This is a genomic window from Pseudomonas sp. NFACC56-3 (assembly GCF_900100025.1).
Classification (GTDB): Bacteria; Pseudomonadota; Gammaproteobacteria; order Pseudomonadales; family Pseudomonadaceae; genus Aquipseudomonas; species Aquipseudomonas fluorescens_AA.
On sequence record NZ_FMTK01000001.1, the window covers coordinates 702,058 to 714,575 of the forward strand.

12 protein-coding genes are annotated in these 12,518 nt (G+C 61.1%); 9 read left to right on the forward strand and 3 right to left on the reverse strand.

The genetic code is table 11. From position 1 onward, the window contains the following. Window positions 1-35: 35 nt before the first annotated feature. On the forward strand, window positions 36-716 hold the full coding sequence (locus BLO80_RS02970) for a class I SAM-dependent methyltransferase (RefSeq protein WP_092326655.1): 681 nt from the start codon (window positions 36-38) through the stop codon (window positions 714-716). Window positions 717-755: 39 nt separating this feature from the next. Here BLO80_RS02970 and BLO80_RS02975 read toward each other — a convergent pair whose 3' ends face one another. Then, window positions 756-1,997 (reverse strand): OprD family porin, encoded by a 1,242-nt coding sequence (locus tag BLO80_RS02975; RefSeq protein WP_092326657.1) that lies wholly within the window; start codon window positions 1,995-1,997, stop codon window positions 756-758. A gap of 241 nt (window positions 1,998-2,238) precedes the next feature. On the opposite strand from BLO80_RS02975, the gene BLO80_RS02980 reads away from it, so the two are divergent. The 4 genes from BLO80_RS02980 (at window position 2,239) to BLO80_RS02995 (ending at window position 5,768) form a co-directional block, all read left to right on the forward strand. Next, entirely contained in the window at window positions 2,239-3,186 is a 948-nt protein-coding gene (locus BLO80_RS02980) for a LysR family transcriptional regulator (RefSeq protein ID WP_092326658.1), read from the forward strand. A gap of 91 nt (window positions 3,187-3,277) precedes the next feature. Continuing rightward, window positions 3,278-4,069: a putative hydro-lyase gene (locus tag BLO80_RS02985; protein ID WP_092326660.1), complete on the forward strand. Its 792-nt coding sequence runs from the start codon at window positions 3,278-3,280 to the stop codon at window positions 4,067-4,069. Between the two features lie 40 nt (window positions 4,070-4,109). Next, window positions 4,110-4,670 carry a hypothetical protein gene (locus BLO80_RS02990; RefSeq protein ID WP_092326661.1) on the forward strand — a complete coding sequence of 187 codons (561 nt, stop codon included), beginning with the start codon at window positions 4,110-4,112 and terminating at the stop codon, window positions 4,668-4,670. A gap of 177 nt (window positions 4,671-4,847) precedes the next feature. Continuing rightward, complete coding sequence (locus tag BLO80_RS02995; RefSeq protein ID WP_092326663.1) at window positions 4,848-5,768, forward strand: LysR family transcriptional regulator; 921 nt, start codon at window positions 4,848-4,850, stop codon at window positions 5,766-5,768. A gap of 3 nt (window positions 5,769-5,771) precedes the next feature. On the opposite strand, the gene BLO80_RS03000 is transcribed toward BLO80_RS02995, so the two are convergent. Beyond that, on the reverse strand, window positions 5,772-6,950 hold the full coding sequence (locus BLO80_RS03000; protein ID WP_092326664.1) for an FAD-dependent oxidoreductase: 1,179 nt from the start codon (window positions 6,948-6,950) through the stop codon (window positions 5,772-5,774). A gap of 369 nt (window positions 6,951-7,319) precedes the next feature. Here BLO80_RS03000 and BLO80_RS03005 point away from each other — a divergent pair, with 369 nt between their 5' ends. From BLO80_RS03005 to BLO80_RS03020, 4 genes are all read left to right on the forward strand, one after another. After that, window positions 7,320-8,699 (forward strand): UDP-glucose dehydrogenase family protein, encoded by a 1,380-nt coding sequence (locus tag BLO80_RS03005; RefSeq protein WP_092326666.1) that lies wholly within the window; start codon window positions 7,320-7,322, stop codon window positions 8,697-8,699. A 177-nt stretch (window positions 8,700-8,876) separates the two neighbouring features. Beyond that, entirely contained in the window at window positions 8,877-9,584 is a 708-nt protein-coding gene (locus BLO80_RS03010; protein WP_092326667.1) for an HPP family protein, read from the forward strand. Window positions 9,585-9,718: 134 nt separating this feature from the next. Next, window positions 9,719-10,825 carry an enoyl-CoA hydratase/isomerase family protein gene (locus tag BLO80_RS03015; RefSeq protein WP_092326669.1) on the forward strand — a complete coding sequence of 369 codons (1,107 nt, stop codon included), beginning with the start codon at window positions 9,719-9,721 and terminating at the stop codon, window positions 10,823-10,825. A gap of 3 nt (window positions 10,826-10,828) precedes the next feature. Further along, window positions 10,829-11,980, forward strand: coding sequence for an acyl-CoA dehydrogenase family protein (locus BLO80_RS03020; RefSeq protein ID WP_092326671.1), 1,152 nt, complete (start codon window positions 10,829-10,831; stop codon window positions 11,978-11,980). 245 nt (window positions 11,981-12,225) lie between these two features. Here BLO80_RS03020 and BLO80_RS03025 read toward each other — a convergent pair. After that, window positions 12,226-12,518: transposase (locus BLO80_RS03025; protein WP_139196897.1), on the reverse strand; the 293-nt coding region annotated here is incomplete at its 5' end.

A 12,518-nucleotide genomic window follows, 5' to 3' on the forward strand; every position in this document is an offset into this window, starting at 1 on the left:
CTATGCTTAGTCGACCTATTGCCGGAGCTGGATCGATGTCGCTCTCCGAAACCACCCTCCTCCAAAGCTGGCACCACAATGCCCAAGCCTGGATCGAAGCCATCCGCACCGGTGCCATCGAAAGCCGTCAGACGGTCACCGACCAGGCCATGCTGCTGGCGGTACTGAGCCGTCAGCCCGAGCGCGTGCTGGATCTGGGCTGCGGCGAAGGTTGGTTGCTGCGGGCGCTGGCTGAACGGGGTGTCGAGGCGGTGGGTGTGGATGGCGACGGGACCTTGGTCGATGCGGCCCGGGCGTCGGGATCCTCGCCGGTGCATCTGGCAACCTATGAAACGCTGGTGGAGGCGAAGGTGGACGTCGGCAGCGGGTACGACCTGGTCTGCGCCAACTTCGCCCTGTTGCATCAGGACATCATCCCGCTGCTCGCCGCCATGAACGCCCTACTCAGCCCTGGCGGTGCACTGGTGATCCAGACGTTGCATCCCTGGACCGTGGCGGCGGGCAATTATCAGGACGGCTGGCGAGAAGAGACCTTCGATGGGTTCAAAGGCCAATGGCAGCCGATGCCGTGGTACTTCCGCACCTTGTCCAGCTGGCTCAATGCCTTGGACATGGCGGGTTTTCGACTGGTGGGCCTGCAGGAGCCGCAGCACCCGCAAAGCCTGGTGCCGCAGTCATTGCTTCTGGTGGCCGAGCAATCCCCGTCATGGCGCTAGCGACTCGACGGTACCTCCTTTGGTGTTACCGGAATATCTTTACCACAGCGCCATCGTATAGCTGACGATCAGCCGATTCTCATCCAGGTCATTGCCGAAATTCGAGCGCACCGTCGCGTTGCGCCATTTCAAGCCCAGCCCCTTCAACGTGCCGTCTTGCACCACATAGGCAATGTCCGTGTTGCGCTCCCATTCCTTGCCTTCGCCCGCGGCACTGCGCTGGACGTTGTCGCCAGTGATGTATCGAGTCATGAAGGTCAGCCCGGGCACGCCAATGGCCGCGAAGTTGTAGTCATAACGCGCTTGCCAGGAACGCTCGTCAATGTTGGCGAAGTCGCCGATCTGCACGAAGTTGACCAGGTACGGATCGCTGCGGCCGATGTAGGGAAACGGATCGTCACCGCTCATGCGCTGGTAGCCAAGGCCCAGGGCATGGCCCGCCAGGCTGTAGGTGAACAAGGCGCCGAAGGCCTGGTTGTCGAGATCGCGGAAACTGCCGTCTTCGGCGCTGCGGGAATAACGCACGTCACTCTTGAATGACTGGCCTGAGCCCAGGTCCAGGGTGTGGACGAACCCGAGGTAGTTTTGCTGGTAGATGTCTTGCAACTGGCTATGGCGGTATTGCGCCGTGAGGTTCGGCAGGAACTGATAGTCCGCCCCGGCGAACCGGAACTTGTCACTGCTGCCACCGATGCGGTTGGCGGTCATGTCCTGGTAGTCGGTGGAGTCGACAAAGTTGATCTGCGTGAGTTGCCCAGCGGTCAGCTTCAAGCGATCGATTTCCTGCACGCTCAGTAATCCACCCTTGAACGTTCCCGGCAACAGGCGCGTGTCGTTGGAACTCACCGCCGGGTCCTTGATCTGCAACGTCCCCAGTTTCAAGGTGCTATTGGACAGGCGCACCTTGGCGGTCAGGCCCAATTCGCCATAACGGTCTTGGGAGCCGCCAGACAAATCCGTCGGCAACAGATTGGTGCCGGCCGTGCCGCCGCCGGAGTCCAGCTTGAAACCGGCCATGCCCAAGGCATCGAGGCCGAAACCCACGGTCCCGGCGGTGTATCCCGATTCCATCCGCAGCAGGAAGCCCTGGGCCCATTCCTCGGCCTTGTCCCGTGACCCTTCCTGGCGAAAGTCGCGGTTGAAGTAGAAGTTGCGGGCCTCCAGGCTGCCTTTGCTGTCGGCGATGAAGTCAGCCTGGGCGCACGGCACGCCGATCAGACTCAGGCCGAGCAAGGTGCCCGCCGAGGTGCAGGTCCATCGTGGGAATGTGGCATGTTGCATGGCGCGCTCCTTTTATGGGCGCGAGCGAACCCACCGGGGGCTGTGCGCACGCCTCGTTATTGTCGTCATGGGGGTGTCGGCGCGGTGGGGCTGCGTCGTGGAGCGGATTCTTGGTGCCGGGTCCGCGCAGCGTCAAACGGGAAAAAACCGGATCGGGCATAAGAAAATTTGATGCGGCCGATGGCCCGATCTGGAGTAACAATTGCAATCAATAAGAACCACACGCCTCCAGAGAGCCTTCATGAACCTCAAATTCCTCGAAACCTTCGTCTGGGTCGCCCGGCTGCAAAGCTTCAGCCTCACCGCCGAGAAGATGTTCAGCACCCAGGCGGCTATCTCCAGCCGGATCGCTTCGCTGGAAGAGGAACTGGGCCTGCGTCTGTTCGTGCGGGATTCGCGTGGGGTCTCGCTGACACCCGAAGGCCTCAAGGTGCTCGACTACGCGCAACAGATGCTCGACGTCCAACGGGCGTTGAAGCAATCACTGGACACCAGCAGCCCGCAGCAAGGCCTGGTGCGCATCGGCGTGATGGATACGGTAATCCATACCTGGCTCAGCCCATTGATGTCGATGCTGATGCAGGCCTTCCCCGCCGTGGAAATCGAAATCACCGCCGATGCCGCACGCAACCTCTGTGAGCAATTGCAGAAAGGCTACCTGGACATCGTGTTCCAGACCGATCTGGTGCGCCACGAAAGCGTGCGCAATCTGGAACTGGGGCACTACCCCATGCACTGGATCGCCGCTAGCCAGTCGATCTATGCCCGACCCTATGGGTCGTTGGTGGAGATGGCCAGCGAGCGCATCATCACCTTCGTCAAGCATTCGCGACCGCATCAGGACGTGCTCAACCTGCTGTACGCCCATGGCGTGAGTGCGCCGCGGGTCAGTTGCGTCAATTCGGTCTCGGCCATGACCCGGCTGATTCGTGACGGTTTCGGCGTCGGCGCCTTGCCGGCCGCACTGGTGGCCAAGCCCCTGGCCAGCGGCGAATTGATCCAGCTCGAACCCGGTACCGCCCTGCCCCAACTGGACGTGGTTGCGTCCTGGCGCGCTGGCGTCGGCCTGGAGTTGATCGAGAGCATCGTCCAGATGAGCCGCCAGGTGGTCAGCCAGTACGCCGTCGATGTCGGGCCGTTACGCATGGTGGCCGCCCCCGGCCTGAACAGCCAACCGCCGCTCGAATAACTTTTAGTTGTCGCGGGGTACCGATATTCCTTGTTGGACGTCCTCAGCACAGTGTTCTCAAAGTAGCGAACGAATACTTGGAGCCCCCGTGATGACGTCCTTCGAACAACTGCAGCAATGCACGCCTCTCGTCTTGCGCCAAAGCATCGCCGCCGGCCAATACCAGGGCCATACCAGCGGCCTGGGCCAGGGTCGCGTGCAAGCCAATATCGTGATTCTGCCCGGCGACTGGGCCAATGAATTCCTGCGCTACTGCACCCTCAACCGCCAGGCCTGCCCGGTGCTTGACGTGACCGAGCAAGGGGATCCGTTCTTCCGCAACCTGGGCGCCGCCATCGATATCCGTCATGAAGTGCCTCAATACCGGGTCTATCGCCACGGCGAGTTGAACGAATCGCCGGTGGACATCGAACACCTGTGGCAGGACGACCTGGTGGCCTTCGCCCTCGGTTGCTCGTTCTCCTTCGAACAACCCTTGCTGGAGGCCGGCATTCGTTTGCGGCACATTGAACAGGGGCGCAATGTCGCGATGTTCCAGACCAACATCGACACGCGACCCACCGCCCGCCTGTCTGGCAAGATGGTGGTGAGCATGCGGCCGATGAAAGCCGCCGCGGCCATCCAGGCGATCCAGATTACCGGGCGCATGCCCAATGTTCATGGCGCCCCGGTGCACATCGGCGATCCATCGCTGATCGGCATTCAATCCCTGGATACGCCGGACTACGGCGATGCCGTACCGGTGGAAGCGGATGAAATCCCAGTATTCTGGGCCTGCGGCGTGACGCCTCAATCGGTGGTCCAGGCCTCGCGTCCACCGCTGTGCATTACCCACGCCCCGGGCTGCATGCTGGTGACGGACTTATTGAACAGTGAGTTGTAGGCCTCGAACCAGGCTGCTTTTCAACTTGAAGGGATACACGATGAATACTGCTCAGTTCTCGATTCAACAGTACATCCGAGCCAAGGACGGCAACCGCCCGCACCTGCTGGACCAGGCCTTTACAGCGACGGCTAGTCTGGACATGGTCGTGCACACCGGCGCCATCACGTTTCCCGACCACGTTGAAGGCCGTGCCGCCATTGGCGATGTGCTGGTCCGTCGCTTTGGCCAGACCTTCGAAAACGTCTACACGTTCTGCCTGGCCGCCCCTCCGCCGGCAAACGCCGAAGCGTTCCAGTGCAAATGGCTGGTGGCGATGTCAGACAAGAACAGCGGCGAGGCGCGTGTCGGTTGTGGCCTGTACGACTGGCGGTTCGATCCGCGGTCGCAACGGGTCGAACGATTGACCATCACCATCGAACACATGAAGACCCTGCCGGCGACCGATCTGCCGATGATCATGGCCTGGGTATCGACGTTGGACTATCCATGGTGCCGGCCCGAGGCGATGATTGATAACGCGCCGGATTTGGACGAATTGCTAGAGGTAGTCCGCTGCTTGGCTAATACCGGAACGGCGAAGAAAATGAACCCAGCCTAGGCAATTATGGCGAGGGGATTTCTCTGTGGGAGCAAAGCTTGCTCGCGATGCAAAGGCCTCGGTTCCCAGGGAGGCCGCGTTATCTTCATCGCGGGCAAGCCTTGCTCCCACAGGGTGGGGTTACTCCCGTCGCCACTGCTTCCACGCTCCCATGACTGTTCCAAGGAATCGCCCCCAGTGAACATCAAGTTTCTCGAAACCTTCGTCTGGGTGGCCCGCCTGAAGAGCTTTCGCCTCACCGCGGAAAAGCTGTTCACCACCCAGGCCTCCATTTCCAGCCGGATCGCTGCGCTGGAAGACGAAATGGGCGTGCGCCTGTTCGTGCGCGACTCCAAAGGGGTGTCGCTGACCTCCGAAGGCCAGCGCGTGCTCGAATACGCCGAGCGCATCATGGACACCCTGCAAAGCATGAAGGCCGTAATCAAGGATCCGCGCCAGGTGCGCGGCCGGATCCGCATCGGCGCGATGGACACGGTGATCCACACCTGGCTGAGTCCCTTGGTGACACGCCTGATGGAATGCTACCCGGCGCTGGAAATCGAACTGTCGGCCGACACCGCGAGCAACCTCTGCTCACAGCTGGAAAAAGGCTACCAGGACATCATTTTCCAGACCGACATCCTGCGCCTGGACAGCGTGCGCAATGCGTTGCTGACCCGTTACCCGATGCACTGGGTGGTGCGTACCGGCTCCGCCTATGACCGAGCCTATGAGTCACTGGAAGATCTGTCCCAGGAACGCATCGTGACATTTTCACGCAACTCACGACCCCACCAGGACATCCTCAACCTGCTGCATTCGGCCAACATCGTCTCGCCACGCATCAACTGCGTGAACTCGGCCTCGGCTATCACCCGCCTGGTTCGCGACGGCTTTGGCATCGGCGCCATGCCCGCGGCGCTGGTGGTCGGCGAACTGGCCCAGGGCACATTGACCTTGGTGGACGGCGTGCCGCTGCCATCGGTCATGGACATCGTCGCCAGTTGGCGGACCGGCGCCGGAATGGAGCGGGTGGAAGACATCGTCAGCCTGACCCGGGAAGTGGTCGGCGAGTTCGTCGCGCAATTGCCTGCGGCCTACCGACTGGATGCGATTTGAGGTTCAGTAGCGCAATCCCGCCATGACGGCAGCCAGCTGTTCGACGGCATCAGACGCTTCCTGAAAGTCAGGGCTGTCATCCTCATTGTTATAGCTTCCTGCCCGATCGATGTACTGCACGACCAGGCCGTCTCGTCGAGGAATGAAGAGAAAGTCCTGAGCTCGGATTGCATACTTGATTTCCGGTTGCTGAACGAGCCGTGCCGTTTGCCCACGAATCGCGACAATCTCCGGATCGTTGAACAGTGTCTTTGCGCCGTAGCCCGTAGCGTTGATGATTGTTTTCTCGGGCAGGCTCAACAGCTCCTCCGCGCTTTCAAAATGGCGGATATGAATCTTCCCTCCCGCTGCCAGGAAGTCCGACAACAACAGGCGGGCGTAGCTATTGATGTTGAACAACAGGTTTTGCCACCGGCGAACATAAGGGAATGAAAACGGATGCTCATCGGGCGCAAGGTCCACCTGTATCGGCTGATAACGGCGGTTGGGATTGTTGAATTTCGCGAATTCCGGTTCTCCGCGGGGCGCCGCCACGTCGAATGACGAGTTGCTTAACTTGTAACCGTAATACCATTGCACTGGATCGCCGGGCAGCCCCAGCAGGTCTTGATACATCTTGTAGGAGAAGTCCGCCATTTCAATCCAGCGACGGCACCATCTGGAAGCAAAGGCTGCAACGCAGAACTGGGAGTCCGGTGACCAATGCCCCGTCGCGCCCATGGACGCTACCTGAGGCGGAATCTCTTTTGCATAGAGGGTAACCGGCAAACCGGCACGCTGAGCGAGAATGGCAGAGGTAAGGCCTATTGGACCGCAGCCGATTACGCCCAGGCGCCTAGTGTTCCTGGCTTTTTTTTGCAGAAGCTGGAGTGCAATCCGGCTCGATCCCCAGGACAAAGACCAGCCGCTGCCACCGTGGCCATAGTTGTGCACGATCAGTTTATTGCCCAATTGCTGTGTTTCAATCCGTGGCCCGGTCAATCGGAATGGCCTGAGGCACGTATAGATCTCGGTAATACGGTCCACACGGGCGTCGATGGGAGCAAGTGAAACGCTTCCTCGACTGGCAACACCGCGATGTGTGGGTTCGCCCTGTGGAACCGTCACGCCTATAGCCTGAGGGGCCGCTGATGCTAAAGCCAGCGTGGCACCCATGCCTTGAAAGAAATCGCGTCTTTTCATGCGTCATGATCACCTTGGGGAAGCATTTGATAATCACCCACCAGCGCGCTCCTCCTGGACTTGGCCACAAAATGATCGAAGTACTGATTTAGCAGAGAGCGTGCAATTGCCACGATTGTGTTGAACGAGATACCCAAGAGGAAATAAGCAGATTCCGATAGGTGCGTGAGACGTTTCTTTAAAGGGCCAAGTGTTTCATCGCCAGCCACTCGGACCAGCCGCCGATTGATCCAGGCCACCTTCAGTTGAGGCCCCAGGGGCCGCGCCTGTCAGCGAACTGCAACATCCCCGACTTATTCTGACCCAAGCGCACTGCGGCGAACGCTGGTTGTGCATGTCGCTCGCTCGGAATGATCCAGGGAATCCGCCATGAAGATCAGTGTATTCGGAAGTGGTTACGTAGGGCTGGTGCAAGCCGCCGTGTTGGCCGAGGTGGGCCATGACGTGGTGTGCATGGACATCGACGAGCGCAAGGTCGACAGCCTTCGGCAAGGCCATGTGAGTATTTTCGAGCCCGGCCTGGCCGCGCTGGTGCGCGAAGGGCTGGAGGCCGGGCGTTTGCACTTCACCTGCGACGAACAGCTTGCCGTGCAACACGGCCAGGTGCTGTTTATCGCAGTGGGCACACCCTCCCGGGACGATGGCAGTGCCGACCTGAGCCAGGTGCTGGCCGTTGGCGAGGCCGTCGCCCGTTATCGCGAGCAACCGCTCATCGTGGTGGAGAAGTCCACCGTGCCGGTGGGCACCGGTGACGTTTTGCGGGCGCACATCGACAAATGCCTGCTCAAGGCCAGTCGCTTGCTGCAGTTCGATATCGTCTCCAACCCCGAATTCCTCAAGGAGGGCTCGGCCGTCGCCGATTGCCGGCGTCCGGATCGCATCGTAATCGGCTGCGAGCGCGATGAAGTGCGCGAAACCATGCGCGACCTGTACGCACCGTTCAACCGCAACCACGACCGGGTCCTGTTCATGGACCTGCGCAGCGCCGAGCTGACCAAATACGCCGCCAACGGCATGCTGGCGACCAAGATCAGCTTTATCAACCAGATCGCCGAACTGGCCGAACACCTGGGGGCCGACATCGAGTCCGTGCGCCTGGGCATCGGCGCCGACTCGCGCATCGGCTACCACTTCATCTACCCGGGATGCGGCTACGGCGGCTCGTGCTTTCCCAAGGACATGCGCGCCCTGATCCACACCGCCGAGCAGGCGCACTGTTCCAGTGATCTGCTGCAGGCGGTGGAGGCCATCAACGGTCGACAGAAACACAAGCTGTTCGAGCGGATCAACGCGTTCTACCAGGGCGATCTGCGGGGCAAGACCTTCGCACTGTGGGGCCTGGCCTTCAAACCCAACACCGACGACATGCGCGATGCGCCGAGCCGTACCCTGCTGGAGTCGCTCTGGGCTGCGGGAGCCAGTGTCCGCGCCTTTGACCCCGAGGCGATGCAGCAGACGCAACTGCTCTATCCCGACGAAACCCGACTCATGCTGATGGGCACGCCGGAATCGGTGTTGCCGGGCGCCGACGCGCTGGTCATCTGCACCGAATGGCAGCCCTTCAAGGCGCCGGACTTCGAGCTGATCCGGCAGCGGCTCAAGGCTCCGGTGATTTTCGACGGTCGCAACCTGTTCGATCCGGAACGCATGGCCGACAAGGGCTTCACCTATTTTCCGATGGGCCGCGGCCAGTCACGCAACCTGCCCATTGCCCAGCAAACGTGGTTTCCCGCCTCGAGAAGCGCTTGAGCCTGACCGTTACCTCAAAATTAATGCACTCAACCAGCATTAATATGAATTTGTAAGCACGGGGTTGTGACCGGCACACTGTGCAGCGTTCCTCCCCCAACTGTTGGAACATTTAAAGGGCTTTCTGGGACTATCCCGTAAGCCCCTTTTTTTGTTCGTTTTTTGGATTCTCGCTTAATGCTTTCTCGCTGGTTTCCCGCCGCTATCAATACCCGCCCCACCGAATGGAGCCGCGCCGCCATCGGCATGGCCCTGGGGACGATGTTCAGTGTCTGGCTATGTGGACAGGTCTTTGGCCTTGAGGTGGCGCAACACCTGATCGGCCCTCTCGGCGCGTCGGCCGTGCTGTTGTTTGCCGTGTCCTCAGGCGCCCTCGCCCAGCCCTGGTCGATTGTCGGCGGTTACCTCTGTGCATCGGTCGTGGCACTGCTGGTGGCCCATGTATTGGGGCGGACGCTGGGCAGCGCCTGCCTGGCGGCCGGCATGGCGCTGGTATTGATGTGCTGGCTGCGTTGCCTGCACCCACCGGCAGGCGCCCTGGCGGCGACCTTGGTGCTGGCGGATCCGTCCATCGTCGCCCTGGACTGGCAGGCGGTCGGCGCGGCCATGTTGGCCGGCTCCGGGTTGCTCGCCTTTGCGCTGGCCTACAACAACCTGACGCGGGTGCGCTATCCCAAGCGCGCCAGCGAACCGGTGGCCGTCATACCGTCTGACCATCCTCCCGTCGACCGCCAGGCCATCACCGCCGAAGACCTGAAATTGGCCCTGACGGAAATGGAGGCCTTCTTCGACGTCACCCCGGAAGATCTTGAACAACTGATCCATGCCAGCGAGCGAAACGCCAGGCGCCGCAGCATCGCGCAGGTCCTTTCCGGTCGCGGTTGAGCCTGTGACTGCTATAAATATGCAGACAGGACCTGCACGTATCCCGGTTGTGCAAGGCAAATTTGCACTGGTACGATCCTGAACGGGTACGCGCGACACCATTCGTAAAAAACAATAAAAGCAGGGAGTTAGCGATGACAGCTCAGGTTTCATCCCAAGCTGCGCCAGCCATGGACACCGTGGTCAATGAGGTGCTGGTCGACGTTCGCAATCACATTGGCCATTTGACCCTGAACCGCCCCGCCGGCCTGAATGCCCTCACCTTGGGCATGGTGCGCCGCTTGCAGCAACAACTCGATACTTGGGCACTCGACCCACACATTCGTGCGGTGGTACTGCGTGGCGCGGGCGACAAAGCCTTCTGCGCCGGCGGTGATATCCGCTCGCTGTACGACAGCCATAAGCAGGGCGACACCCTGCATGAAGATTTCTTCGTCGAGGAGTACGCCCTCGACCTGACGATCCACCATTACCGCAAACCGATCCTCGCCTTGATGGATGGCTTCGTACTGGGCGGCGGCATGGGGCTGGTGCAAGGCGCCGACCTGCGGATCGTGACTGAACGCAGTCGCCTGGGCATGCCGGAAGTCGCCATCGGTTATTTCCCGGACGTGGGCGGCAGTTATTTCCTGCCGCGCATTCCCGGTGAGCTGGGGATCTACCTGGGGGTCAGCGGCGTACAGATCCGTGCCGCCGACGCGCTGTACTGTGGGTTGGCCGACTGGTATCTCGACAGCCGCAAACTCAAACAGCTTGATGAACGCCTCGATAAGCTGGAATGGCACGACACGCCGCTCAAGGACCTGCAAAGCCTGCTGGCCAAACTCGGCCAGCAACAACTCCCTGCGCCCCCCCTGGCCGATTTGCGGCCGGCCATTGACCATTTTTTTGCCCTGCCCGATGTGCCAAGCATGGTCGAGCAGTTGCGCCAGGTCTCTGTCGCCAATAGCCACGAATGGGCGCTGAAGACCGCCGACGTGCTGGACAGTCGCTCGCCCCTGGCCATGGCCGTGACCCTGGAAATGCTGCGGCGCGGTCGGCATTTGAGCCTGGAAGACTGTTTTGCCCTGGAACTGCACCTGGACCGGCAATGGTTCGAACGCGGTGACCTGATCGAAGGCGTACGCGCCTTGCTGATCGACAAAGACAAGAACCCGCGCTGGAACCCGCCGACCCTGGAGGCGCTGGACGCCGACCATGTGGCGAGTTTCTTCGACGGCTTCGACGACCACGGGAACTGAGCCATGCACGACCTCGAACTGACCGAAGAACAAGTGATGATCCGCGACATGGCCCGGGACTTCGCCCGTGGTGAAATCGCCCCCCATGCCCAGGCATGGGAAAAGGCCGGCTGGATTGACGACGGCCTGGTGGCGAAGATGGGTGAACTGGGCCTGCTGGGGATGGTGGTACCGGAAGAATGGGGCGGCACCTACGTCGATTACGTGGCCTATGCCCTGGCGGTGGAGGAAATCTCCGCGGGCGACGGTGCCACCGGGGCGCTGATGAGCATCCACAACTCGGTGGGTTGCGGGCCGGTCCTGAATTTTGGCACCGATGAACAGAAACAGACCTGGCTGGCCGAGCTCGCCAGCGGCCAGGCCATTGGCTGCTTCTGCCTGACCGAGCCCCAGGCCGGTTCCGAAGCCCACAACCTGCGCACCCGCGCCGAACTGCGCGATGGCCAGTGGGTGATCAACGGCGCCAAGCAGTTCGTCAGCAACGGCAAGCGGGCGAAACTGGCCATCGTGTTTGCCGTGACGGACCCGGAGCTGGGCAAAAAAGGCATTTCGGCGTTCCTGGTGCCCACGGATACACCCGGGTTCATCGTCGATCGCACCGAACACAAGATGGGCATCCGCGCTTCGGACACCTGCGCGGTCACCTTGAGCAACTGCACCATCCCCGAGGCCAACCTGCTGGGCGCGCGAGGCAAAGGCTTGGCCATCGCCTTGTCCAACCTGGAAGGCGGTCGCATCGGCATCGCGGCGCAAGCCTTGGGCATCGCTCGCGCGGCGTTCGAAGCGGCGCTGGCCTACGCGCGCGATCGCGTCCAGTTCGACAAGCCGATCATCGAGCACCAGAGTATCGCCAACCTGCTGGCCGACATGCACACCCGCATCAACGCCACCCGCCTGCTCATCCTCCACGCCGCCCGCCTGCGCAGCGCCGGCAAGCCATGCCTGTCGGAAGCCTCCCAGGCCAAGCTGTTTGCCTCGGAAATGGCCGAGAAGGTCTGCTCCTCGGCCATACAGATTCACGGTGGGTACGGGTACCTCGAGGATTACCCGGTAGAACGCTATTACCGCGATGCGCGGATCACCCAGATCTATGAAGGGTCGAGCGAGATACAGCGGATGGTCATCGCCCGGGAACTCAAGCACTACTTGGTGTGACTGCAGGAAAAGCATCGCGAGCAAGCTCGCTCCCACAGGGTCCAGTGGTGTACGCAAATGCTGCGTGCACCTGAGATCCAGTGTGGGAGCGGGCTTGCTCGCGAAAGCGGTGGGTCTGTTACTTCCATGCTGAATGTGCCGGCGTCTTCGCGGGCAAGCCCGCTCCCACAGGGGGCGGTGGCATATGCAAATGCTGCGCACACCTCCGGCACCCTGTGGGAGATTCTATGGTGCAGGGCTACCCCCTAAATGCCTTTCGGTAAATATTCGCTCTGATTCTTCAGCAGGGCGAATACCACTCGGGCAAGCTTGCGGGCCAGTGCTACTAATGCTTCGGTTGTGCTGAGTCCCCGGGCCCTTAGTGCCTCATAAAAACCCTTCCATGCCGCTGTGCGCCTCGCCGACATCGCGGCGTTATGCATCAATCGACGGGCCTCTGGGTCACCTCGCTTAGACAGGCAGCGGCGTCCCTTCTTTTTCCCTGAGTCCGATATACGCAGGTCTAGCCCCAGAAAAGCGATGAAGGCATCGGCATTTC